Source organism: Xanthobacter wiegelii (genome assembly GCF_043193855.2).
In the GTDB taxonomy this organism is placed as follows: domain Bacteria; phylum Pseudomonadota; class Alphaproteobacteria; order Rhizobiales; family Xanthobacteraceae; genus Xanthobacter; species Xanthobacter flavus_A.
In genome coordinates, this window is record NZ_CM195529.1 from 4,992,189 (window position 1) to 5,014,240 (window position 22,052).

Genomic DNA, 22,052 nt, shown 5'->3' on the forward strand with positions numbered 1-22,052 from the left:
CGACGCCCGGCCCTTGCCGGACGCCCCATCACCCCCGCGAGGCTCGTGGCGGCCTTCGACAGCGGTGCTCGACAACCTCTATATGGGCAGGGGCGCCACCGGCCGAAAGGCCGGCTCCGCACCCCGCCCGAACCGCGCTCGCCAGTCGCCGAACTTCATGGCGATTGCGCGGCGGATGCCCTTACGGGAGCGGAATTCCAGGGCTTTCGCCTAGATGGCTTTCGCCCAGGGTCCCGCCCCCGGTTCATCCCATATGCGATCCCCTGGCCGGGCCAGGGGATAGCCTCAGCCCTTCAGCACCTCGACCAGGGTCTTGCCGAGGCGCGCGGGGGACGGAGACACGCGGATGCCCGCCGCCTCCATGGCCGCGATCTTGTCCTCGGCGCCGCCCTTGCCGCCGGAGATGATGGCGCCGGCATGGCCCATGCGACGGCCGGGAGGGGCCGTGCGGCCGGCGATGAAGCCCACCATCGGCTTCTTGCGGCCCTTCTTCGCCTCGTCGGCGATGAACTGCGCGGCCTCTTCCTCGGCCGAGCCGCCGATCTCGCCGATCATGATGATCGATTGGGTCTTGGGGTCGGCGAGGAACATCTCCAGCACGTCGATGAACTCGGTGCCCTTCACCGGGTCGCCGCCGATGCCGACCGCCGAGGTCTGGCCGAGGCCCACCTGCGAGGTCTGGAACACCGCTTCATAGGTCAGCGTGCCGGAGCGCGAGACCACGCCCACCGAGCCGGTCTTGAAGATGTTGGCCGGCATGATGCCGATCTTCGACTGGCCGGCGGTGACGATGCCGGGGCAGTTGGGGCCGATGAGCCGGCTCTTCGAACCCGAGAGGGCGCGCTTCACCTTCACCATGTCGAGCACCGGGATGCCCTCGGTGATGCAGACGATGAGCGGGATCTCCGCATCGATCGCCTCCAGGATGGCGTCGGCGGCGCCCGGAGGCGGCACGTAGATCACCGAGGCGTCGGCGCCGGTGGCTTCCTTGGCCTCCAGCACGGTGTCGAACACCGGCAGGTTGAGGTGGGTGGTGCCACCCTTGCCCGGCGAGGTGCCACCGACCATCTTCGTCCCGTAGGCGATGGCCTGCTGGGCGTGGAAGGTGCCGTTCTTGCCGGTGAAGCCCTGGGTGATGACCTTGGTGTTGGCGTCGATCAGCACGGACATCACGCAGCATCCTTCTTCACGGCAGCGACGATCTTCTGCGCCGCGTCATCGAGATCATCGGCAGGGATCACGTTGAGCCCGCTCTCACGGATGATCTGCTTGCCTTCTTCCACATTGGTGCCTTCGAGGCGCACCACGAGGGGCACCTGGAGGCCAACCGCCTTCACCGCCGCGATCACGCCGTTGGCGATCACGTCGCACTTCATGATACCGCCGAAGATGTTGACGAGGATGCCCTTCACGTTCGGGTCGGCAGTGATGATCTTGAACGCCGCCGTCACCTTCTCCTCGTTGGCGCCGCCGCCCACGTCGAGGAAGTTCGCCGGGCTCTCGCCGTAGAGCTGGATGATGTCGAGGGTCGCCATGGCGAGGCCCGCGCCGTTGACCATGCAGCCGATGGTGCCGTCGAGGGCGATGTAGGCGAGGTCGTACTTGGACGCCTCGATCTCCTTCTCGTCCTCTTCCGTCAGGTCGCGCAGCTCTGTGAGCTTGGGATGGCGGAACAGCGAGTTGGAATCGAAGGACACCTTGGCGTCGAGCACGCGCAGGTTGCCGTCCTTGGTGACGATGAGCGGGTTGATCTCCAGCATCGCCATGTCGGTCTCGACGAAGGCGGTGTAGAGCACCTCGGCGAGCTTGCCGGCCTGCTTGGCGAGTTCGCCCGAAAGGCCGAGGGCCTTGGCGATCTTGCGGCCGTGGAAGCCCTGCACGCCGGTCACCGGATCCACCGAGAAGGTGATGATCTTCTCAGGGGTGGAGTGGGCGACTTCCTCGATGTCCATGCCGCCTTCGGTGGAGACCACGAAGGCCACCTGGGAGGTGGCGCGGTCGACGAGCAGGGAGATGTAGAACTCCTTCTCGATGTCCGAGCCTTCCTCGATATAGAGGCGGTTCACCTGCTTGCCGGCCGGGCCGGTCTGGATGGTGACGAGGGTGCGGCCGAGCATCTGGCCGACGAACTCCTTCACCTCGTCCACGGACTTGGCGAGGCGCACGCCGCCCTTCTCGCCAGCCTCGGGCTCCTTGAACTTGCCCTTGCCGCGGCCACCGGCGTGGATCTGCGACTTCACCACCCAGAGCGGGCCGCCCAGTTCCTTGGCGGCGGCTTCCGCCTCCTCGACCTTCAGCACGGGAATGCCGCGCGAGACCGGGGCGCCGAAGCTCTTCAGCAGCGCCTTGGCCTGATACTCGTGAATATTCATCGTCCGTGTCCCTCAGGGTTGCGATGTGTCCCGTCCCCCGCCCCGGTCCGTCCCGGATCCCGCGCAAATGCGGGACCACCGTGTGCGGACCGCCTCCACCGCAGAAGGGGGGCCTGCGCCGCCGCGCCCGTCCCAGGGACAGGAGCGAAGAGGCCGGCGCCCCCGAGGAGGGGAACACTCGTCTCCTTCACCACGCCGGTTGTACCCCGGCACGAAAACGGCGCGCCTTGCGGCACGCCGTCATTGAGCGAGATCACTTCCCGAGGCCGGGTGCGATCTTCAGGCAGGCCTCCACCAGTCCTTCGACTGCGGCGACCGATCTTTCGAACATGGCGCGCTCGGATCGGTCGAGCTCGACCTCCACGATACGCTCCACACCTCGCGCCCCGATGACAGCCGGCACGCCGAGATAAATATCCCTCAGCCCGTATTCCCCATCGAGCCGCGCGGCGACGGGGAGCAGGCGCTTCTTGTCCTTCAGGTAGCTCTCCGCCATGGCGATGGCGGCGGCGGCCGGCGCATAGAAGGCCGAGCCGGACTTGAGCAGATTGACGATCTCCGCCCCGCCGTCGCGCACGCGCTGCACGATGTCGGCGATGCGCTCCTCGCTGGTCCAGCCCATGCGGATGAGGTCCGGCACCGGGATGCCGCCCACCGCCGAATAGCGCACCAGCGGCACCATGGTATCGCCGTGCCCGCCCATGACGAAGGCGGTCACATCCTCCACCGAGACGCCGAACTCCTCGGCGAGGAAGAAGCGGAAGCGTGCGGAATCCAGCACGCCCGCCATGCCCACCACCTTTTCCGGCGGCAGGCCGCTGGTGCGCTGGAGCGCCCAGACCATGGCGTCGAGCGGATTGGTGATGCAGATGACGAAAGCGTCAGGGGCGTATTTGCGCAGGCCCGCGCCCACCTGCTCCATCACCTTGAGATTGATGGCGAGGAGGTCGTCGCGGCTCATGCCCGGCTTGCGCGGCACGCCGGCGGTGACGATCACCACGTCGGCACCGGCGATGGCGTCATAGCTGGAGGCGCCCCAGATGCCCGCATCGAACCCCTCCACCGGGGCGAGCTGGGCGAGGTCCAGGGCCTTGCCGTCGGGAACGCCGTCGGCGACGTCGAACAGCACGATGTCGCCCAGCTCCTTCAGTCCAGCCAGCAGGGCGAGCGTGCCGCCGATCTGGCCGGCCCCGATGAGGGCGATCTTGTTGCGGGCCATCCCTAGTCCCCGGATACTGCTGCGAGGCACATGAGACGAGCCGCCGCAGGAACGCGGCGCTTGACTACTCCCATCCGTCCGGGGGTTCAAGCCGGCCGCACTGCACAAATAGTGGCATCGAGCGGGATTTTGCCGCTAAAACGGTTCGTTTTACGTCGATTTTTTGCTGATTTGCACCATGCGGGAAACCATCCCGCAGGGCGGTGGAAAGGCATACCCCCGACCGGAGCCAAGGCCAAGCTTTCCGACCCAGGCGCGGCGGTACCGGGCGGACGGATGGCGCGGCTGCGGACCGTCGGCCGAAGATCGTGCGATCTGGAAAGCGGCGAGACACGCGCGGGCCGCCACGCCCCTTGGAGAGGGGCCTGCGCGGCTTCCATCATTGCTCGGATACCAAATACTGCGCCCCAGCGCCCCTTGACGGACGCCCGGCCGGACGGCCCAGCCCTCATCGCCATCGACGCTGTTCCATGGGCACGGCGCGAGCTTGCCCCCGCCTAACCGGGGAGCCTCGGCGCCGGCGGGCGCCGGTCCTTCAAAAAATCTGCCCTCTCCCCGCACACGGCCGAGCGACCAGCCGGATGAAAAAATGAAACAACATCATCATCAAAGAACAAAAAGCAGGGAGAGGGCAGCCAGCCGGAGCCCTTCGGGGTGCTCCGGCGGAAGGGTGGCCCCGGGCCCCTCCGCGCGGCTGCGCGGAGGGGCGGGACGAGACGGTCTCAGCTTCCGGTCTTCAGCGAACCGAGCTGGACGAAGGCGGGCTTGGCAGCGGGGGTCGCCGGGCGGGTCGGATCGTGCTCCTTCAGCACCTTGAACACCCGCTCCGCCATGGGATTGGACTTGATGAAGTCTTCATAGGCCTGCCCCAGCATGGTCTGGGCGGCGGAATAGATCTCCTCCTCGCTCATGCCGTCGAACTCGGCCGAGACGAGGTACTGGCCCATGCGCCGCAGGATGTGCAGGCGCAGCACCTGAAGCACCTCGGGCTGGTACTCGACCTGCAGCACCTCGAAGAACTCCTCGGCGCTTCCCAGGGACTTCAGCTTGTCGATGATGGACATGTCGCTCTTTCTCCTGTCGATCAGCTCAAGCCCGCGCTGTCAGGCCGCCTCGTCCGCGCTCGCCGGCCGGCCGCGCTGGCGCTCGCCCTGAAGGTGCGTGAGGCGGGCTTCGAGAAACTCGATCCGGTCCAGCAGGGAGACGATGGCCTCGCCCACCGGATCGGGCATGAGGTGATGCTCGAGGTCGATGCGGCCGTCGCCGAGCTTGCGGCGGTCGGAGGTGGGCTTCACCACCCGGCCGGGAATGCCGACCACCGTCATGGCGGGCGGAACGTCCTCGATCACCACCGAATTGGCGCCGACCCGGCAACCGGCCCCGACCGTGATCGGCCCGAGGATCTTCGCTCCGGCCCCCACCAGCACGCCGTCGCGTAGGGTGGGATGGCGCTTGCCCGCCGTCCAGGATGTGCCGCCCAGGGTCACGCCGTGGTACAGGGTGACGTCATCGCCGACCTCGGCCGTTTCGCCGATCACCACGCAGGCGCCGTGATCGATGAAGAAGCGCCGGCCGATGGTGGCGCCGGGGTGGATGTCCACATTGGTCAGGAACCGGCCCAGCCAGGACAGGAAGCGGGCCGGGAACTTCACCCCCCGCCGCCACAGCCGGCTGGCGAGGCGATGCCAGATGATGGCGTGGACACCGGGATAGGTGAGCACGATTTCAAGCGTGTGCCGCGCCGCCGGGTCGCGCGCCTTCACGCAGTTCACGTCCTCGCGGATGAGCTGCCAGACGGAGAAGGAGGCGGCCGGCGCGTCCGACGGAGCGTCTGCGGCGAGGGGAACCTCGGTACCATGCCACTTCGGGCTTCCCATGATCATGGGTCAGGCTCCCATCACGGCGGCGTGGCGGCGCTTCAGCGCTTCCTCAGTGAAGCTGTCCTCGTACAGGCGGCGGAGCACCTGGGGCGTCACCGTCTCCTTGGTGCGCACCGAGAAGTCGCGCACCCGGGCGAGGATGGCGCGGCCGCGCGCCTCGTCCACCGCCAGTCCCTCGTCAGCGAGGGCCTTGGACACGGCGGCAAGACCCGAATGCTTGCCCAGTACCACGCGGTGGGAGCGGCCGAGCAACTCCGGGTTCAGCGCCTCGTAGGTGCCGCGATCCTTGAGCAGGCCGGCGACATGGATGCCGCTCTCGTGGGTGAACACGTCCTCGCCGACGATGGCCTTGGTGCGCGGCATGGCGCGGCCGGCCGCGGCCAGCACCTTTTCGGCCAGCGCGCGCAGCGCGCGCGGATCGATGCCGCATTCGGCGCGGGCGGTCTGGCGCAGCGCTATGGCCACCTCCTCCAGCGCCGCATTGCCGGCCCGCTCGCCGAGCCCGACCACCGTCACGCTGGCATGACGGGCGCCACCGGTGACGGCAGCGAGCGTGTTGGCGGTGGCAAGGCCGAGATCGTCATGCGCGTGGAACTCGATCTCGAGATCCGTGGCATTGGCCACCCGGCGCACCAGCGCGTAGGTGGAGAAGGGATCGAGCACGCCCAGCGTGTCGGCGAGGCGCAGGCGGAAGGCGCCCGCCTCCCGTGCCACCTCGGCCACCTGGCACAGGAAATCGGGATCGGCGCGGGAAGCGTCCTCGCAACCGATGGCAACGGTGAAGCCGAGCTTGGTGGCCAGCGTCGCCACATGCTTGAGGGCCGCCAGCGCCCAGTCACGGTCACGGTTCAGCTTGCCCCGGAGCTGGCGGTCGGAGGTAGGAATGGAAAGGTTGACGTAGCTGACCCCCGCCGAGACCGCCGCGAACAGGTCTTCCTCGCTCATCCGGCACCAGGCGGCGACACGCAGCGGCAGCTTGAGGGAGACGATGGAGCGCAGCGTCTCGATCTCCTCGTCGCCCATGGCGGGGGTGCCCGCCTCGATCTCCGGCACGCCGGCGGCGGCGAGCGCCTCGGCGATCTCGATCTTCTCGCGGCGGGTGAAGGCGACGCCCGGCGCCTGCTCGCCGTCGCGGAGCGTCGTGTCGTTCAGGAAGACGGTGCGGGCGGCCGCACCCCCCGGCGTCGCGCCCCGCGCCTCCGCCGAGGCCCGGCCGGAGCGCCCAGATGTCAGCGATGGAGACTTCGCGAGCATGGTGTCGTCCTCACGTCCCATGGTCCTGAACCGCGCCTTCGTCAGCCCGGTCCCGGAAGCCGTCCGCTGAGCCAGCAGCGGTTCGACATGGGTCACGCAAAGCGCGTGCCAGACATCTAAGCCACTCTGGATTCAGATAATTTCGCGTAGACGGCACCTGTCGCAAAGCCGACAGCCGGCAAGCTTGTCCGGGGTTCGACAGGATCGCGACAGACGAGAGCGACGAGCCGAGCTGTCTTGTCGGTATCGGACATACGTAAAACTACGTAACCCCCGCGTTTCACCCGGCGATTTCTTGGCGGCGGCGGACGAATTCACATGCCCGGACAAATATTCGTGCGCAGACGCTGCCGGCCCGGACCCGTCAGGCCGGGCCGATCACCACCTTCACGTCGGCGGGCTTGGCCCAATAGGGCGCGGAGGTCACCAGCACATGGGCGCCGGCCGCGGCATAGGCGGCGGCGTTGGAGAGGTTGACGCCGCCCGCCGCCGCCACCTTGGTGCCGGGCGCTCGCGCGAGGGTGACGGCCACCACCTGCCGGATCTCGTCCGGCGTCATCTTCTCGCACTGGAGCACGTCCGGGCCCGCGGCAAGCACGGCTTCCGCCTCCTCCAGCGTCTTCACCTCCACCACCACCTTCTTCTCCGGCGCCTGCCGGCGCAGCTGCGCGATGCCCTCGGCAGGATCGGCGAGGAAGGCGGCGTGTTCGGGAAAGAGCAGGAGGGTTTCCGACAGGCCGAGCCGGTGCGGAAAGGCGCCGCCGGCACGGATGGCGGCGATCATCTGCGCCTTGGCGCCGGGCAGGGTCTTGCGCGTGGTCACCACTGCCACCTCGGGGGAAACCGCACGCGCGGCGGCCACGATGTCGGCGGTGAGGGTAGCGATGCCGGAGAGATATTCCACCAGCGTCTGCGCCACCTTCCAGGCGCGGAAGATGGGACCGGCCGCACCCTCGGCGAGGAGGAAGGTGTCGCCCTTCGGCACCCGCGCCCCGCTTGCCGCCAGAAGATCGGCCGTTGCGCCGGCGCTGAGGAAGAGATCCCGGGCGAGTTCCACGCCGCACAGCGTGGTGTCGCCGCGCACCGCCATGGAGAGGCGCGCGGCATGCCCGGCGAGGCCGAGGCTCTCGGTCGTCAGGTCGCCATAAGGCGCATCCTCGGCGAGGAGGGCGTCCACCATGGCCTGCGTCCACCAGCGGTAGGTCATGCCCGCATCCTGCGTCAATTCCGATACAGCAGGAGGCTTAGCGCGCGTCGGCACCCCGGTCCACAGGACAAAGCGCGACGCGACAATCGGGCCTCACGCCTGAGCCGATTCTTTGGCCGCCTTGGTCGCCCGCCGCAGCAGGGTGAGGCACTCGACCGTGGAGGCGAGGTCCAGCGCCGAAAAGCCGTCCAGCGTCTCGGGCATCGGATCGGCGCCGCGCGCGAGCAGCTTCTCCACCACCCCGGCCTTGCCGGCAGAAGCCGCATACATCAACGCCGTCGCGCCGTTGTCGTTGGCGCTGTCGATGGAGATGCCCGCATCCACCAGCGCGTCGATAATGTCGAGATGATCGCCCACGCAGGCGATCCACAGCGCCGTGTTGCCGTCCGCGTTGCGGATGTCGAGGGCGGCGCCGGCGGCGATCAGGGCGGTCACCGTCTCGCCGAGCCCTTCGGCGCACGCCTTCATCAGCGGCGTCATGCCGTTCTCGGCGGTGGCGTCGAGCCCATCCGGCGGATAGCCGCGGCTGGCGATCCAGGCGGAGACCGCGGGGTCGAGCGCGCCTGCGGGCTTTTGCGCCTGCGCGTGGTTGAACCAGGCTTCATAGCCGCCGTCCACGCTCGTCACGTCGGAAAAGCCGAAATCCGACAAAGTCTGCGCGTATTCCTGGCTGGCATTGCCGTGATAGCAATAGATCACCACCGGCTGCGTCTTAGGCGTCGTGCCGATGATGTCGCCGAGATTGCCGAAGGCCATGTTCCGCGCGCCCGCCACATGGCCGGCGGCGTAGGCATTGGCGTCGCGCACATCGAGCAGCAAGGCCTGGCCCGTGCCCACGATGGCGACCGCCTCGTCCACGCCGATGCGGCGGAAGGGCGTGCGCTGTCTCATGATATCCCCCCGGTCCCGCTCACGCGCCCCGGCCGGGATAGGCCGGCTCGGTGGTGATGCGGTCGTCGACGGCGGCGCGCCCGACGGTGAAGTGGTAGATGGACTGGAAGGCCGCGCCCTCGAGCCCCATCAGCTGGTGCAGGTCGTCATCGAAGAAGCAGCCGATGCCGGTGCCACGGAAGCCCGCCGCCTCCGCTTCCAGATAGAGCGACTGGCCGATCATGCCCGCCTCCCAATGGAGCTGTCGGTAGCGCCATGGATCCGCGCTCACCAGCGGCTCGAACTCCGCCAGCATGGCGAGGGCGAAGGAGCTGTCGCTGGCGATGGCCTGATGGCAGCTCACGGTGCGGGCGATGCCGCGACAGTCGGTTTCCACCAGCCGGTAGATCGGTAGGTGCTCCGGCACGCCCTCGGGCGTCTCCCAGGTGAAATCGGAGCGCAGCGCGGCCTTGAGGTCGGCGGTCACGCCCGCACGGCGCGGCAGGGCGTAGAGGCCGGGGGCGAGCCCTTCCACCCGATGCACGAACAGCAGCGGGTGGACGCGGGCCTCGAAGCCCGACGCATCGAAGGGGGCCCCATCACGCGGCAGCAGCGCATCGACGAGGCCGAGGAAGACCTCGCGGGGCATCGCGCTGCCCTTGGCCGTGAAACGCTGGGCGCTGCGCCGGCCGAGGATGACCGAAGCCGCCGGCGCGTCTCCCACCACCGCGCGCGCAGGGAGGGCCGGAGCCGACACCGCGTCACCCGCAACGGCGCGCGCGCGATGCGTCGCGAGACTCACCTGGTCGATCACCGGCCAGCGATAGAGCGGATGCCGGTCGAGCACATTGGCCCGCCCCATCCAGCGCCCGCCGAACGCCACCGGCGGAAGGGCGGGCAGGTCGCCGCCAGCCGGAGCCAGCGCGATCAGGATGTCGGGATCCTCCCGCTCCGCCCCGGCGAAATCGCCGTCCCGGTCGAGGCCGACGCGACGGGCAATATCGGCGCTGGTGGCCTCCACCAGATGCACCGTCCAGCCGAGGCAGGCGGCGGCATAGCGCACCCCCGCCAAGGCGTGGCCGAGATCGAGCTGGCAATAGCGGAAGGCGCGCTCTCCATATTTCCAGGCCTCCCGCCAATGGATGGACGACAGCGCGAGAAAGAGCGACGGCGCCCCGCCGGCCGGGCCGAACCGGTTCTCGATGGCGAAGCCCGATGCGCTCGCCACCGCCACCACGTCCGGCCCCGGCGGCGCGAAGCGGTGCTCCAGCACATGGTCGCGGCTGACATAATGGTGCACGCCGTCCGCCAGACCGGCGATGCCGCCGGCGATCACATAGGCCTCGGTGGGGTGCAGATTGCCGCTGGAGGGATTGCAGCGCAGCGCCCAGCGGTCCGGGCCGAGCTGCTTCCAGGCCGCCAGGCCGAAGGAGAGTTCCAGCAGCAAGGCGACGCCGGCAAGGTCCACGGGCGCGGGCGCCACGCCACCCGACACCATTTGCGGAAAGGAGACGCCGAGCGCCTCGGCCGCCAGCGGCAGAGCGGTGCGCGGGGCGCCCTCATAGTCCCGGAACGGGTTGGGCTGCGTGTCCCAATCCAGCGTCTCGGGGCCGGCGGCGTAGCCCTTCAGACTGTGCTTGGTGCGGGCGTGGTAGGCCAGCGCCGCCTCGGAGGGACGCAGGGGGGGCAGCAGCGCGTTCATGGTTCAGGACGCTTTCCGTTCGCCGGGGTCCGGACAGGGATGGGCCACGCCGGGATGGGAGCAGCCCTCAAGCGGGCGCGCGCCCGGCACGGCCGGCCCCAGCAGGGAGGTCACCGGCTCGCGGTCGAAGCCGGCGCAGCGGGCGCCGTCCACCTCTACCAGCGGGCGACGGATGAGCAGGGGCTCGGCCAGCATCAGCGCGATGGCGGCCTCCGCTTCCACCGCATCCGGCTTCACCGCGCCCGATTTCACCTTCGGCGCGGCGGGATTGAACCAGCTGGCGACCGGCGTCGCGCCAAAGAAATCCTTCAGCCGCTCGGCCGTCCACGGCTCGGTCAGGAGACTGCGGACGTCCAGCGTGTGGCCGGCATTGGCGAGGGCGAGCTTCTGCCGGGCATTGGTGCCGCAGCCCGGCTTCTCCCAGAAGGTGACATGGGCCACGGCGTACTACTTCAATACGGAAAGCTGCACGAGCTGCGCGCCGCCGTCACGACCGAGCACCGTATCCACCTTCTTGCGCACGCTCTCCAGCGTCAGCGGCTTGACCACCGCGCCATGGGCGCCGGCCTTGAGCCCGCTCACCGCCACCGCCTCTTCCGACTTGTCGGTGACGATGAGGATGCGCACGCCGGGAAACTTCCCTTTCAACTCGCCGATCAGCGCATCGCCGCGCGCCTTCAGCAGCCCGACGCCGAGCAGGATCACGTGCGGCACCAGCCAGCCCTGCCCCTTCTCATAGGCCTCCTCGGGGGTGGCAAGCTCGTGGGTCTCGATCTCGTCGTGCAGCATGAATTGCAGCGCCGCGCGCGTGATCTCGTCCTCGTCCACCACGAAGACACGCCGCTGGTCCACCGCCTTGGAAGTCTCAACGCCGATCTGCATCTGTCGCCTCGCTCATTACTTCCGTTCATCATGCCACGGGCGTCCCGCCAAACGCGCGCCCGAAGCCGGGCGGCCCGCGCGCGGGCGGGACGTTTTGAGCGTCAAGCAAGTTCCGTTCCTCGCCGGCAACGTCAGTATTCGGCGGCATCGCCGCAGCATCGGCGCGGGGAGCGGACAGGATGTGTTCCAATCCCGACACTCTTCCTTCACCTGTCGGGTTCGGCACAGCATCCGAAAGGCGAAGACAGACGCCGATTGCAGCCGGAATTTGATTGAGATCAAAGACCTGCGCGGTCTCGCGGCGAGTGGCACGCTGGTTGCTCCTGCCATGGCGCAACAGCGAGTGAGGGCTGAGTGCACGCCTAGGCCGGCTGCCAGCGATGCGCTCCTTCCCGTAACCCGCGGGGCGTTTCCGATCGATATTGCTGACGAGAGAAACGGCCTCGCGCCAATTCGCGCGGTGGTCTTCCAAAGTAGGTTCGAAGGAGAGCAAGATGGCTTCGCTGCGACAGATCGCGTTTTACGGCAAGGGTGGCATCGGCAAGTCCACCACGTCCCAGAACACCCTTGCGGCCCTGACCGAGCTTGGTCAGCGCATCCTCATCGTGGGTTGCGACCCGAAGGCGGATTCGACCCGCCTGATCCTGCATGCCAAGGCGCAGGACACCATCCTTTCGCTGGCCGCCAACGCGGGCTCGGTGGAAGACCTCGAGCTCGAGGACGTGATGAAGGTCGGCTACAAGGACATCCGCTGCGTGGAGTCCGGTGGTCCGGAGCCGGGCGTCGGCTGCGCCGGCCGCGGCGTGATCACCTCGATCAACTTCCTTGAGGAGAACGGCGCCTACGAGGACATCGACTACGTGTCCTACGACGTGCTGGGCGACGTGGTGTGCGGCGGTTTCGCGATGCCGATCCGCGAGAACAAGGCGCAGGAAATCTACATCGTCATGTCCGGCGAGATGATGGCCATGTATGCGGCCAACAACATCTCCAAGGGCATCCTGAAGTATGCGAACTCCGGCGGCGTGCGCCTGGGCGGCCTGGTGTGCAACGAGCGCCAGACCGACAAGGAATATGAGCTGGCGGAGTCGCTGGCGAAGAAGCTCGGCACCACGCTGATCTACTTCGTTCCGCGCGACAACATCGTGCAGCACGCCGAGCTGCGCCGCATGACGGTGATCGAGTATGCGCCCGATTCCGCGCAGGCCCAGCACTACCGCAACCTCGCGACCAAGGTGCATGGCAACTCGGGCAACGGCATCATCCCGACCCCGATCACCATGGACGAGCTCGAAGACCTGCTCATGGAGCACGGCATCATGAAGGCCGTGGACGAGAGCATCGTCGGCAAGACCGCCGCCGAGCTCGCCGTCGGCTGAACCCGGATCGACGGGCCGGCAACCGCCGGCCCGTCCACCCAACGTCCGTCCCCGCGGCTCGCCGCGTATATTTCACCGGGGCTGGGCGTGACCTTTGCGAATACGCCTTTTCACACACCGTACGCTGAAGATTATTCAAGGTCCCGGTCCCTCGCCGCAAGGCGGGGGACCTTTTGCAAGAGCACCTCGTTGCAAGAGCACCTCGTTGCAAGAGCGCCTCGTTGCAAGAGCACCTCGGCAAGATCTGCTTTGCAATAACGGCCTTCCCCGCATCGGGCGACGACTTGGCCCCGTCCGCGCCACGCCCCCGTTCGTTTCTTCTCTGGCACATCCTCGCTGATCGCGCGCGTCACGTTCCCGACGTTCGCGCCCTGCGCGCAATCCGACATCGCCGCCCCGACGCCCCGCGGCCTCCGTCTGTCACCTTCCCGACACGGACATGGGCCCTCCCCATGTATTCATGCATTGTCGATATCCGACAATTCGATGAACGGCAGGACAAATCGCTGAAAATGCGAGCGATTCACAGTTGAGTCCGGCTTGGCACGCCGTTTGCCAGTCATTGCTCAGGAGCCGTCGGGTTTGGCTCGGAGCAAATTCATGCACATCGTCGTCTGCATCAAACAGGTTCCGGATTCGGCGCAGATCCGCGTCCATCCCGTCACCAACACGATCATGCGGCAGGGCGTGCCGACGATCATCAACCCCTATGACCTGTTCGCGCTGGAAGAGGCGCTGCGGCTGCGCGACAAGTTCGGCGGCGAGGTCACGGTCCTCACCATGGGCCCGCCCTCCGCGGAAGATTCCCTGCGCAAGGCGCTGACCTTCGGCGCCGACCGCGCCGTGCTCCTGACCGACCGCTTCTTCGCCGGCTCCGACACGCTCGCCACCAGCTTCGCCCTCGCCACCGCCATCACCAAGATCGGCCAGACCTGGGGCGTGCCGGACCTCGTGTTCACCGGCAAGCAGACCATCGATGGCGACACCGCCCAGGTCGGCCCCGGCATCGCCAAGCGCCTTGGCCTCATGCAGATCACCTATGTGGCGAAGATCGCCGAGTTCGATCCCGCCGAGCGCACCATCACCCTGGAGCGGCGCGCCGAGGGCGGCACGCAGGTGCTGAAGTCGAAGTTGCCCTGCCTCGTCGCCATGCTGGAAGCCACCAACGAGATGCGCCGCGGCACCATGGTGGACGCCTTGCGCGCCGCCCGCGCCGAGGTCGTGAAGTGGAACGCCAAGGACGCCGGCGTGACCGACCTCAACATGTGCGGCCTCAAGGGCTCGCCCACCATCGTCAAGCGCGTGTTCGCGCCGAGCGCGCGTTCCGAGAAGGCCAAGTTCATCGAGGCCGGCGAGGGGGGCAGCCTCCCCGACGCGCTGATCGCCGAGATCTTCTCCCGCCAGCCCGGCCTTGAAGCCGACCTGACCGCGCTGGCGCGCGGCTTCTGACGGCCCTCGCCGCAGAGCCCGCGCGCCCCATGTGACTCCGAGATCGAAGAGCCGACCATCATGAGCGAGCCAACCACCCCCAAAGCCCCCGCCGCCGGTGGACGCGCGTCCACCAAGAAAGAGCTGCCGGAACACTTCAAGGCCTACAAGCACGTCTGGGTGTTCATCGAGCAGGAGCGCGGCCAGGTTCATCCCGTGTCCTGGGAGCTCATGGGCGCGGGCCGCAAGCTCGCGGACAAGCTGGGCGTGGAGCTCGCGGCCGTGGTGGTCGGCGCCGAGGGCGAGACCGTGCGCGGCGCGGTGGCCGAATCCTTCTGCTATGGCGCCGACCTCGCCTATGTGGTGGCCGACCCGGTGCTCACGGACTATCGCAACGAGGCCTACACGGCCGCGATGACCGACCTTGTGAACACCTACAAGCCCGAGATCCTGCTGCTGGGCGCGACCACCCTCGGCCGCGACCTCGCCGGCGCGGTGGCGACCACCCTTCTTACCGGCCTCACCGCCGATTCCACCGAGCTGGACGTGGACGCCGACGGCTCGCTTGCCGCCACCCGCCCGACCTTCGGCGGCTCCCTGCTCTGCACCATCTACACGCTGAACTATCGCCCGCAGATGGCGACGGTGCGCCCGCGCGTGATGCCCATGCCGATCCGGGTGGAGAAGCCCATCGGCCGCGTCATCGAGCACAAGCTCGGCGTGGTCGAGGCCGACATCGTCACCAAGATCCTGAATTTCATCCCCGACCGCGATTCCAACAAGGCGAACCTCGCCTATGCGGACGTGGTGGTGGCCGGCGGCATGGGCCTCGGCTCGCCGGAAAACTTCCAGCTCGTGCGCAACCTCGCCATGGCCATGGGCGCCGAATATGGCTGCTCGCGCCCGCTGGTGCAGAAGGGCTGGGTCACGTCCGACCGCCAGATCGGCCAGACCGGCAAGACGATCCGTCCCCGCCTCTACATCGCCGCCGGCATCTCGGGCGCCATCCAGCACCGGGTGGGCGTCGAGGGCGCCGACTTGATCGTCGCCATCAACACCGACAAGAACGCGCCGATCTTCGACTTCGCCCATGTGGGCATCGTCACCGACGCCATCCGCCTCCTCCCGGCCCTGACGGAAGCCTTCGCCAAGCGCCTCTCGGCCCACTCCAGCGACAAGCTCGCCAGCTGACAGCCAGCGAAAGGAACAGTCCGATGATCGACGAAAGGTTCGATGCGATTGTCGTCGGCGCCGGCATGGCCGGCAATGCCGCCGCCTACACCATGGCCTCCCGCGGCCTGAAGGTGCTGCAGCTGGAGCGCGGCGAATATTCCGGCTCCAAGAACGTGCAGGGCGCCATCCTCTACGCCGAGATGATGGAGAAGATCATCCCGGACTTCCGGGAGGATGCGCCGCTGGAGCGTCACCTGATCGAGCAGCGCTTCTGGATGATGGGCGAGACCTCCCACACCGGCCTGCATTACCGGTCCGACGACTTCAACGAGGAGAAGCCGAACCGCTACACCATCATCCGCGCCCAGTTCGACAAGTGGTTCTCCTCCAAGGTGCGCGAGGCCGGTGCCCTGGTGGTGTGCGAGACCACGGTGACGGAGCTGGTGCAGGACGCCTATGGCAAGGTGATCGGCGTGAAGACCGATCGCGGCGGCGGCCAGATCCATGCGGACGTGGTGGTGCTGGCGGAAGGTGTCACCGGCCTGCTCGGCGCCCGCGCCGGCCTGCGCAAGATCCCCAAGCCCACCGAGGTGGCGCTGGCGGTGAAGGAAATGCACTTCCTGCCGCAGGAAGTCATCGAACAGCGCTTCAACGTGAAGGGCAACGAGGGCGCCGTCATCGAGGCCGCCGGGACCATCTCGGAAGGCATGACCGGCATGGGCTTCCTCTACACCAACCGCGAATGCGTGTCGGTGGGCATCGGCTGCCTCGTGTCGGATTTCCAGAAGAGCGGGGAATCCCCCTACACGCTGCTTGAGAAGTTCAAGCGCCACCCCTCCATCGCGCCGCTGCTGGAAGGCTCCGAGGTGAAGGAATACGCCGCCCACCTCATCCCCGAGGGCGGGTTCAAGTCCATCCCGCAGCTCTATGGCGAGGGCTGGGTGGTGGTGGGCGATGCCGCCCAGCTCAACAACGCCATCCATCGCGAGGGCTCGAACCTCGCCATGACCTCCGGCCGCATCGCCGGCGAGGCCATCTTCCAGGTCAAGTCCCGCAAGGACAAGATGACCGCGGCGAACCTCTCGCTCTACAAGAAGATGCTCGACGACAGCTTCGTGATAAAAGACCTCAAGAAGTACAAGGACATGCCGCAGCTTCTGCACATCCAGTCGCAGAATTTCTTCCTCACCTACCCCCAGCTGGTCAACAAGGCCATGCAGAACTTCGTGCGTGTCGACGGCACGCCGAAGAAGGAGAAGGAGAAGATGACGGTGAAGTCCTTCACCTCCGCGCGGTCGTGGGCGGGCCTTTTCGGCGACGCCTTCAAGCTCGCCCGCGCCTGGCGCTGAGAGATTTTCAGCTCAGCGCATCCCCTTTTCCCACCTTGCGCGGCGGGCCTACCCCGCCGCCCTATTTCCGGGAGACTTTCACATGGCCACCGACACCGCCGTCCGCGTCGAGGACAAGCTTTTCCAGAACCGCTACCTAGTGGATTCCGGGCGCTCGCACATCAAGGTGAAGGCACACACCACGCCTTCCCCCGCGCTGCGCACCCTGCTCACGGCCTGCCCGGCCCGCTGCTATGAGCTGAACGACAAGGGGCAGGTGGAGATCACGGCCGACGGCTGCGTGGAATGCGGCACCTGCCGCATCATCGGCGAGCCTTCCGGCGACATCGAGTGGAACTATCCGCGCGGCGGCTACGGCGTACTGTTCAAGTTCGGCTGAGCCTCCACGCCTTCAACGGTAGCAAAATAGCGATCGGGAGTTCGTCATGCCGTCCGCCTCGGCCTTCGTCCGAGGCGGAGAGGGCGACGCTCAGGCGCTGCGCGGGCTTGATATGAGGCGCTGAGCCAAACTCAGGGCTTCATGTCCGACGGCTTCCGCTCCGCCATCTGGCATCAGATCGCCTTCCCCCCTAGATTAGGGGCCGGGAGGACGATGTCATGTCCGCATTTTCGTCAGGATCAACGGCCGGAGAGCCGGGGTTCGCCGAAGGTTTCGCAGCCAACGCGCTCGCGTCCGAGTTCGCCATCGAGGCGCTGGACTGGCAGGGGCGTCCGCTGCGCTGCCAGGATTGTCCGCACGAGGACATCAAGGCCGAAGGGCGCTGCGACCTCGGCAAGGCCTGCGTCCTCGACCGGCGGCGCAAGCGTATCGACCGTTTCTTCGCGAACAATGCGGCGCTGGCCGCGCGCTATCTGGACCACCCCTATTTCGAGGTGCGGGCGCTCGCCGCCCGGCACGCCAGCGTCTTCCTCATCGCACCGCTCAAGGACGACCCCGAGCCCGACGTCCGCATGGTCTGCGCCGAGCGCCTGCCGCTCGCCCGCGTGCGGGACATGCGCTTCGATCCCGAACCCCGGGTGCGCATCGCGGTGGCCGACCGCCTCGACGGCAGCGACCTCGTGGCCCTCATATCGGATGTCGACTACAGCGTGCGCATGGCGGCGGCCCGGCGGGCGCCGGTCGATGCACTGGTCTATCTGATGCACGACCCCGAGGTAGATGTGCGGCGCATCGTGGCCGCCCGCCTGCCGCAGGTGCCCCTGGCCCGCATGGCCTCAGATGCCGATCCGCTGGTGCGGCTGGTTGTGGCCGAGCATCTCGCAGCCGACCGCCTTGTCGCATTGCGTGACGATCCCGACATGCGGGTGCGCTTCGTCGTCGCCGAGCGGATTTCCCCAGCCTTCCTTGCGCCGCTGACCAACGACGCCGTGCCGCCCATCGCCGAGGTCGCGCGGGCGCGGCTCTCCACGACCTGATCGACATTTTCCGACACGACCAATCCAATGGCCGGCGCACACAAGCCGGCCATTTTCATTTTCAGAAGCGCGAATGATTGTCGCTCGCGAAGTAATCCTCGTTGCGGCGCAACATTTACTTCTCACTCCCGTATAATACCTGATTGACTGCCGGCATTTTCCGTGGGCGTGGCGTCATAATTGCATGTCAAAGCTGTTTCTGACTGGCAGAGCGAGCGGCACTGCCCCTATTCCCGCTCGGAGATCGAGGATGCCATGGTCGAAGTCACAGCAAGCAACGTGAAATTCTCCGCCTATCGTGCGGATCCCGAGGGCGCGCCGAAGGGCGCGGTGGTGGTTCTGCAGGACGTCTACGGCGTCAATTCGGACATCCGCCAGATCGCAGACGGTTTCGCCGCCGCCGGCTATGTCGCCATTGCGCCGTCGCTGTTCGACAAGGTGAAGTCCGACATCGAACTTGACGCCGCCGCGACCGACGAGGGCAAGGCCCTCACCGAAGAGGTCGGCACCGACTGGTCGCTGGAGGCCATCCAGGCCACCGTGGATGCGGTGAAGGACGCCGGCAAGGTGGCCCTCGTCGGCTATGCCTGGGGCGGCTTTCTCGCCTACACGGCCGCCAACAAGGTGAAGGGCCTCGCCTGCGCCATCGGCTATCACGCGCAGGAGGACATCCTCGACGCAATGTCGGAGAAGCGCCGCATCCCCACGCTGATTCATTTCGCGGAAGCCGATCCGGCCATCCCGGAAGCCGACATGGTCCAGTTCCGCGCCCGCCGGCCCGACGTGTCGGCCTTCTCCTATCCCGGCGCCAATCGCGGCTTCACCTTCAAGGCGAACCCCGCCTACGACGCCGCCGCAGCCGACCAGGCCATGGAGCGCACGCTGTTCTGGATTTCCCAGTACGTGGTCGGCCAGGGCCCGGTACAGCTGAAGAATGCCGGCGCCTATGCCCTCGCGAAGACCGACAAGAAGGGCAAGAAGAAGTCCGGCGACGACGACATGGGCCCACCGCTCGATTGATGCGGCTCAGGCTCCTTTTCGATATCCGTGTGCCGGCACGCGTCACCTGAGACGCGTGCCGGCACGGCCGTTTCATCACGCGGAGGGAGCGTCGCACATGAGCGTGATCGAGCATGATTTCGGGGCGGGCAAGCGGCGGAAGGAAAAGCGCTTCCGCGACCTCCTGAACCTCGACGCCCTCCACGAGCAGAATGTCCGCGCCAATCCCCTGCCCTATCTGGAGCGGGCCAGCGAACGTATCTATCAGCTCGAGAAGACCATCTTCGAGGCCGCTTTGGCCGCCCGCCCCGCCTTCGGTGCACAGCCCGACGGCAAGGGGCCTAGCGTGACCATCAGCAAGACGGAATACGAGCGCCTTCTCGCCTGCCGCGCCATCATCGATTCCGCGCTCGCCGAGATCCAGGCGCGGCCTGAGGACGAAGAGCCGCGCTGAGACGCAGGCCCAACAGGCCGTGAGCGTGCGGACGCGCCCACGGCCCGCGCGTCAGTTGTGGACGGAGGGTGGCGGGGTCCACTGATAGAGATCACCCCAGCCGTTCAGCGCCTTCACCTCGTGTGTGAAGCCGAGATCGCTCAGCGCGGCGGCGAAGCCGAGCTGCTCTCCGCTCTTCACGCTGGCCAGCAGCGGCACCTTGCGGCCCTGCAATTCGCCGAGGAGCGAGGGGAGCACCTCGTCACCCTTGGCGGCCGGCGCGACGGCGGCGTAGGTCACATGGATGGCCTCGCTGTTGCGGAAGCCCCACTCGAACGTGTCGCGCCGGGCCAGCAGCGCGCCCACGATGCCCTTCTCATGGTCCACGACCACCGGCGACAGGCCGGACGTGCAGCAGGCGACAAGCTCCGACAGGAGTGTCTCCTGATCGGCTTCGTCCTCCGCGTTGAAGGGGACGGCAGCGGCGGCCTGCCGCAGCAGGCCCCACAGGCCCTGGACGTCGCTGAGGGACGCCATGCGGCGAGTCAATTCAGTCATGAAATGTATCTCCGGAGCAGACAGAAAAACAACGTCGACATCTTAATTAAAATAATAGTCAATTCAATAATTACCGATCACAGCCCCGCCATTAGCCGGCGCTTTCATCTCGACGTATGTCAATGTCATGAAGCATACGCCCACAGCTCGCAAATGTGCGATGCGCGACACCTCGGCCGGCGCCATGCGGCCGGCGCCTCTTGGCAAGAACCTTGCTGCGGGCAACGCGCGGGGACAGTCGATCTCTCCGCCAAACCTGATTGAAGCCCCCGGCCTCGGGAAAGTCCTTTCCCGGAGCGCGTCCTTTGGAGTGAGGCATGTCGACGAGCGAAGGATTCTTCATCGATTGGGACGGCAACGCCCGTAGCGTCGATGATCCCGGCGGCGGCTATCTGTGCGAGACCGATCGTGTCGCGAAGTACGTGGCGGTGACGACCAAGACCGGCACGCTGGTGCACGAAGGCACCTTCTACAAGACCATGGACGACATCGCGAAGGCCGGCATCAAGGCCGGCTTCGTCCCGGGCTCCCACCCGTGGGGCTCGAAGGAGGACGGTTTCTAAGGTCGTTTCATGCGAAGCAGTCCGCTTCGCTTGAAGATCATGCGTATCGTCAAGAACCCGGAGCGTGGGCACCCCTGCCCACCCTCCCCACACAGCACAGGAGAATTGGCGATGCTCCCCACGACCATTCTCATCGACGAGGCGCCCCGCTGCGTCGTCCGCCCCAACGACACCAAGGCCCTCAACCGCTTCCTGCGCAACGCGAAGGACTTCCTCCTCACGGAGAAGCCGGAGGGCAAGATCACCCACCGGGCCGCCTCCGAGGACGAAGTGGCGAAATGGAAGAATGCCCTTGCGCTGCATCAGGCCTGGGGCGGGTCCGACGAGGATTTCTTCGGCGTGCCGCTTTAGCGCCGCCGCCAGGCTCAGGGCCGCGCGGCGTGGCCCACCGTGTCGTGGGGATTGCCGGCGGTGTTGCGCATCCAGTCGGCGAGCTTCGCCATGGCGTCGTAGATGCCGGCGCGCGCACCGGCGTCCGCCACGGTTTCCTCCAGCGCACCCCGCATGCACAGAAGCCAGGCGTCGCGCTCCGCATTGCCGATGGAGAACCCCATATGCCGCTGGCGCAGCCGGGGGTGGCCCTTCTCCGGCGAATAGAGCTTGGGGCCGCCCGTCCATTCGCTGAGATAGCGCTTCAGCACCTGCTTGGTGTGGGCGAGATCGTCCGCATGCATGGCGCGGATGCCCTCCGCCTCGGGCATCGTGTCCATGCGCGCATAGAAGGCCTCCACCAGCCGATCGATGACGACGGCGCCGCCCAGGCGCTCGAACATGGTTGTGGTCTCGGCGACATCCGACATGATCTGTTCCCTCGGGCTCGGCCCTATTCGTCCATGTTGGGCAGCAGGATGACCTCGGCCGGCGCACCGGCGCCTTGCGCCGCGACAAAGTCGAGGGCCGACACCAGCGACAGGCCGCCATCCGCCTCCATCAGCACCACGGCGTCGGGCGGCATCCTGCCGAGCGCCTCGACCAGTTGAGCCACCGTCATGCGTCCTGTCCTCCTGTCGGTGCCGGGTTAGTCCGGCCGCACCAGCGATCCCGCTGCGTCGAAGGCGACGATCACCGTGTCCTCATCCACCATCCGCACCTCGGCGCGCTTCAGCGCCCCGTTGCCATGGTAGCTGTAGCGATGGGCCAGCTCGATCTCGCCATAGACCATCTTGTCGAATCCGGTGAGCTGGCCGGCCGCGTCGAACCACGCCCGGATGAAGGTGTTGCGGTGGGTGAGCTGTGCCTCGGGGATGGGCTCCACCAGCCGGAACGGCATCTTCACGCCGGTATAGGTCACATAGAAACGGCACTCGCCCGGCATGTCCGGCGACACCGCGCTGGCGGCCTCTGCACTCATCTTGCGTCTCCCGACAC

At 67.2% G+C, this 22,052-nt stretch carries 25 protein-coding genes; 10 read left to right on the forward strand and 15 right to left on the reverse strand.

What is annotated here, in order from left to right; translation table 11 throughout:
- Positions 1–285: 285 nt before the first annotated feature.
- The 11 genes from sucD to V5F63_RS23305 form a co-directional block, all read right to left on the reverse strand.
- Positions 286–1,170 carry a succinate--CoA ligase subunit alpha gene (sucD, locus tag V5F63_RS23255; RefSeq protein ID WP_509210814.1) on the reverse strand — a complete coding sequence of 295 codons (885 nt, stop codon included), beginning with the start codon at positions 1,168–1,170 and terminating at the stop codon, positions 286–288.
- Positions 1,170–2,372, reverse strand: coding sequence for an ADP-forming succinate--CoA ligase subunit beta (gene sucC, locus V5F63_RS23260; RefSeq protein WP_209486248.1), 1,203 nt, complete (start codon positions 2,370–2,372; stop codon positions 1,170–1,172). Before sucC ends, sucD begins: the two co-directional genes overlap by 1 nt.
- Positions 2,373–2,625: 253 nt before the next feature.
- On the reverse strand, positions 2,626–3,591 hold the full coding sequence (mdh, locus tag V5F63_RS23265; RefSeq protein ID WP_209486250.1) for a malate dehydrogenase: 966 nt from the start codon (positions 3,589–3,591) through the stop codon (positions 2,626–2,628).
- Positions 3,592–4,313: 722 nt separating this feature from the next.
- Positions 4,314–4,655 carry a nitrogenase stabilizing/protective protein NifW gene (gene nifW, locus V5F63_RS23270; protein ID WP_209486252.1) on the reverse strand — a complete coding sequence of 114 codons (342 nt, stop codon included), beginning with the start codon at positions 4,653–4,655 and terminating at the stop codon, positions 4,314–4,316.
- A 39-nt stretch (positions 4,656–4,694) separates the two neighbouring features.
- Positions 4,695–5,474, reverse strand: a complete 780-nt coding sequence (gene cysE / locus V5F63_RS23275; protein ID WP_394103202.1) for a serine O-acetyltransferase — start codon at positions 5,472–5,474, stop codon at positions 4,695–4,697.
- A gap of 3 nt (positions 5,475–5,477) precedes the next feature.
- Positions 5,478–6,725, reverse strand: a complete 1,248-nt coding sequence (nifV, locus tag V5F63_RS23280) for a homocitrate synthase (protein ID WP_394103201.1) — start codon at positions 6,723–6,725, stop codon at positions 5,478–5,480.
- Positions 6,726–7,089: 364 nt separating this feature from the next.
- Entirely contained in the window at positions 7,090–7,932 is an 843-nt protein-coding gene (gene modD, locus V5F63_RS23285) for a ModD protein (RefSeq protein ID WP_394103200.1), read from the reverse strand.
- Positions 7,933–8,025: 93 nt separating this feature from the next.
- Entirely contained in the window at positions 8,026–8,823 is a 798-nt protein-coding gene (locus V5F63_RS23290) for an ankyrin repeat domain-containing protein (RefSeq protein ID WP_394103199.1), read from the reverse strand.
- 19 nt (positions 8,824–8,842) lie between these two features.
- On the reverse strand, positions 8,843–10,504 hold the full coding sequence (locus tag V5F63_RS23295; protein WP_394103198.1) for a SagB/ThcOx family dehydrogenase: 1,662 nt from the start codon (positions 10,502–10,504) through the stop codon (positions 8,843–8,845).
- 3 nt (positions 10,505–10,507) lie between these two features.
- The gene (locus V5F63_RS23300) at positions 10,508–10,945 is read right to left on the reverse strand and encodes an ArsC/Spx/MgsR family protein (RefSeq protein ID WP_209486264.1); all 438 of its coding nucleotides are present in this window, start codon (positions 10,943–10,945) and stop codon (positions 10,508–10,510) included.
- A 6-nt stretch (positions 10,946–10,951) separates the two neighbouring features.
- The gene (locus V5F63_RS23305) at positions 10,952–11,386 is read right to left on the reverse strand and encodes a response regulator transcription factor (RefSeq protein WP_209486266.1); all 435 of its coding nucleotides are present in this window, start codon (positions 11,384–11,386) and stop codon (positions 10,952–10,954) included.
- Positions 11,387–11,880: 494 nt separating this feature from the next.
- Between V5F63_RS23305 and nifH the strand changes: the two genes are divergently transcribed.
- The 8 genes from nifH to V5F63_RS23345 all read left to right on the forward strand — a co-directional run bounded on the left by nifH (position 11,881) and on the right by V5F63_RS23345 (position 19,584).
- Positions 11,881–12,765: a nitrogenase iron protein gene (nifH, locus tag V5F63_RS23310; protein WP_209486269.1), complete on the forward strand. Its 885-nt coding sequence runs from the start codon at positions 11,881–11,883 to the stop codon at positions 12,763–12,765.
- 600 nt (positions 12,766–13,365) lie between these two features.
- The gene (locus tag V5F63_RS23315) at positions 13,366–14,214 is read left to right on the forward strand and encodes an electron transfer flavoprotein subunit beta/FixA family protein (RefSeq protein WP_209486271.1); all 849 of its coding nucleotides are present in this window, start codon (positions 13,366–13,368) and stop codon (positions 14,212–14,214) included.
- Between the two features lie 60 nt (positions 14,215–14,274).
- Entirely contained in the window at positions 14,275–15,384 is a 1,110-nt protein-coding gene (locus V5F63_RS23320) for an electron transfer flavoprotein subunit alpha/FixB family protein (RefSeq protein WP_024281023.1), read from the forward strand.
- A gap of 23 nt (positions 15,385–15,407) precedes the next feature.
- Positions 15,408–16,715, forward strand: a complete 1,308-nt coding sequence (locus tag V5F63_RS23325) for an FAD-dependent monooxygenase (RefSeq protein WP_209486275.1) — start codon at positions 15,408–15,410, stop codon at positions 16,713–16,715.
- Between the two features lie 82 nt (positions 16,716–16,797).
- Complete coding sequence (locus V5F63_RS23330) at positions 16,798–17,094, forward strand: ferredoxin family protein (protein WP_209486277.1); 297 nt, start codon at positions 16,798–16,800, stop codon at positions 17,092–17,094.
- 218 nt (positions 17,095–17,312) lie between these two features.
- Positions 17,313–18,131: a 4Fe4S-binding leucine-rich repeat protein gene (locus tag V5F63_RS23335; RefSeq protein ID WP_394103073.1), complete on the forward strand. Its 819-nt coding sequence runs from the start codon at positions 17,313–17,315 to the stop codon at positions 18,129–18,131.
- A 255-nt stretch (positions 18,132–18,386) separates the two neighbouring features.
- Positions 18,387–19,151, forward strand: a complete 765-nt coding sequence (locus V5F63_RS23340; RefSeq protein ID WP_209486287.1) for a dienelactone hydrolase family protein — start codon at positions 18,387–18,389, stop codon at positions 19,149–19,151.
- 97 nt (positions 19,152–19,248) lie between these two features.
- A complete protein-coding gene (locus V5F63_RS23345; protein WP_394031382.1) occupies positions 19,249–19,584 on the forward strand; it encodes a hypothetical protein in 336 nt (111 codons plus the stop codon).
- Between the two features lie 51 nt (positions 19,585–19,635).
- Here V5F63_RS23345 and V5F63_RS23350 read toward each other — a convergent pair whose 3' ends face one another.
- Positions 19,636–20,121, reverse strand: a complete 486-nt coding sequence (locus V5F63_RS23350) for a hypothetical protein (protein ID WP_209486292.1) — start codon at positions 20,119–20,121, stop codon at positions 19,636–19,638.
- A gap of 317 nt (positions 20,122–20,438) precedes the next feature.
- On the opposite strand from V5F63_RS23350, the gene V5F63_RS23355 reads away from it, so the two are divergent.
- On the forward strand, positions 20,439–20,684 hold the full coding sequence (locus V5F63_RS23355) for a hypothetical protein (RefSeq protein WP_209486294.1): 246 nt from the start codon (positions 20,439–20,441) through the stop codon (positions 20,682–20,684).
- Positions 20,685–20,795: 111 nt separating this feature from the next.
- Positions 20,796–21,035 (forward strand): hypothetical protein, encoded by a 240-nt coding sequence (locus tag V5F63_RS23360; RefSeq protein ID WP_394103072.1) that lies wholly within the window; start codon positions 20,796–20,798, stop codon positions 21,033–21,035.
- Between the two features lie 14 nt (positions 21,036–21,049).
- Here V5F63_RS23360 and V5F63_RS23365 read toward each other — a convergent pair whose 3' ends face one another.
- From V5F63_RS23365 to V5F63_RS23375, 3 genes are read right to left on the reverse strand one after another with little or no spacing between them, the layout of a single operon-like run.
- Positions 21,050–21,484 carry a group II truncated hemoglobin gene (locus V5F63_RS23365; protein WP_209486298.1) on the reverse strand — a complete coding sequence of 145 codons (435 nt, stop codon included), beginning with the start codon at positions 21,482–21,484 and terminating at the stop codon, positions 21,050–21,052.
- A 23-nt stretch (positions 21,485–21,507) separates the two neighbouring features.
- Positions 21,508–21,675: a hypothetical protein gene (locus V5F63_RS23370; protein ID WP_168457281.1), complete on the reverse strand. Its 168-nt coding sequence runs from the start codon at positions 21,673–21,675 to the stop codon at positions 21,508–21,510.
- 27 nt (positions 21,676–21,702) lie between these two features.
- Positions 21,703–22,035, reverse strand: coding sequence for a DUF6156 family protein (locus V5F63_RS23375; protein ID WP_394103071.1), 333 nt, complete (start codon positions 22,033–22,035; stop codon positions 21,703–21,705).
- Between the last annotated feature and the right edge of the window lie 17 nt (positions 22,036–22,052).

What these genes read in the sequence shown, in the direction of transcription:
- nifW (WP_209486252.1), bottom strand. Translation starts at nt 4,655, where the DNA reads ATGTCCATCATCGACAAGCTGAAGTCCCTGGGAAGCGCCGAGGAGTTC.
- modD (WP_394103200.1), bottom strand. Translation starts at nt 7,932, where the DNA reads ATGACCTACCGCTGGTGGACGCAGGCCATGGTGGACGCCCTCCTCGCC.
- V5F63_RS23345 (WP_394031382.1), top strand. Translation starts at nt 19,249, where the DNA reads ATGAGCGTGATCGAGCATGATTTCGGGGCGGGCAAGCGGCGGAAGGAA.
- V5F63_RS23365 (WP_209486298.1), bottom strand. Translation starts at nt 21,484, where the DNA reads ATGTCGGATGTCGCCGAGACCACAACCATGTTCGAGCGCCTGGGCGGC.
- V5F63_RS23320 (WP_024281023.1), top strand. Translation starts at nt 14,275, where the DNA reads ATGAGCGAGCCAACCACCCCCAAAGCCCCCGCCGCCGGTGGACGCGCG.
- V5F63_RS23340 (WP_209486287.1), top strand. Translation starts at nt 18,387, where the DNA reads ATGGTCGAAGTCACAGCAAGCAACGTGAAATTCTCCGCCTATCGTGCG.
- V5F63_RS23370 (WP_168457281.1), bottom strand. Translation starts at nt 21,675, where the DNA reads ATGACGGTGGCTCAACTGGTCGAGGCGCTCGGCAGGATGCCGCCCGAC.
- V5F63_RS23375 (WP_394103071.1), bottom strand. Translation starts at nt 22,035, where the DNA reads ATGAGTGCAGAGGCCGCCAGCGCGGTGTCGCCGGACATGCCGGGCGAG.
- cysE (WP_394103202.1), bottom strand. Translation starts at nt 5,474, where the DNA reads ATGATCATGGGAAGCCCGAAGTGGCATGGTACCGAGGTTCCCCTCGCC.
- V5F63_RS23360 (WP_394103072.1), top strand. Translation starts at nt 20,796, where the DNA reads ATGCTCCCCACGACCATTCTCATCGACGAGGCGCCCCGCTGCGTCGTC.
- sucD (WP_509210814.1), bottom strand. Translation starts at nt 1,170, where the DNA reads ATGTCCGTGCTGATCGACGCCAACACCAAGGTCATCACCCAGGGCTTC.
- V5F63_RS23350 (WP_209486292.1), bottom strand. Translation starts at nt 20,121, where the DNA reads ATGACTGAATTGACTCGCCGCATGGCGTCCCTCAGCGACGTCCAGGGC.
- V5F63_RS23335 (WP_394103073.1), top strand. Translation starts at nt 17,313, where the DNA reads ATGTCCGCATTTTCGTCAGGATCAACGGCCGGAGAGCCGGGGTTCGCC.
- V5F63_RS23305 (WP_209486266.1), bottom strand. Translation starts at nt 11,386, where the DNA reads ATGCAGATCGGCGTTGAGACTTCCAAGGCGGTGGACCAGCGGCGTGTC.
- V5F63_RS23330 (WP_209486277.1), top strand. Translation starts at nt 16,798, where the DNA reads ATGGCCACCGACACCGCCGTCCGCGTCGAGGACAAGCTTTTCCAGAAC.
- nifV (WP_394103201.1), bottom strand. Translation starts at nt 6,725, where the DNA reads ATGCTCGCGAAGTCTCCATCGCTGACATCTGGGCGCTCCGGCCGGGCC.
- sucC (WP_209486248.1), bottom strand. Translation starts at nt 2,372, where the DNA reads ATGAATATTCACGAGTATCAGGCCAAGGCGCTGCTGAAGAGCTTCGGC.
- V5F63_RS23355 (WP_209486294.1), top strand. Translation starts at nt 20,439, where the DNA reads ATGTCGACGAGCGAAGGATTCTTCATCGATTGGGACGGCAACGCCCGT.
- nifH (WP_209486269.1), top strand. Translation starts at nt 11,881, where the DNA reads ATGGCTTCGCTGCGACAGATCGCGTTTTACGGCAAGGGTGGCATCGGC.
- V5F63_RS23315 (WP_209486271.1), top strand. Translation starts at nt 13,366, where the DNA reads ATGCACATCGTCGTCTGCATCAAACAGGTTCCGGATTCGGCGCAGATC.
- V5F63_RS23290 (WP_394103199.1), bottom strand. Translation starts at nt 8,823, where the DNA reads ATGAGACAGCGCACGCCCTTCCGCCGCATCGGCGTGGACGAGGCGGTC.
- V5F63_RS23325 (WP_209486275.1), top strand. Translation starts at nt 15,408, where the DNA reads ATGATCGACGAAAGGTTCGATGCGATTGTCGTCGGCGCCGGCATGGCC.
- V5F63_RS23295 (WP_394103198.1), bottom strand. Translation starts at nt 10,504, where the DNA reads ATGAACGCGCTGCTGCCCCCCCTGCGTCCCTCCGAGGCGGCGCTGGCC.
- mdh (WP_209486250.1), bottom strand. Translation starts at nt 3,591, where the DNA reads ATGGCCCGCAACAAGATCGCCCTCATCGGGGCCGGCCAGATCGGCGGC.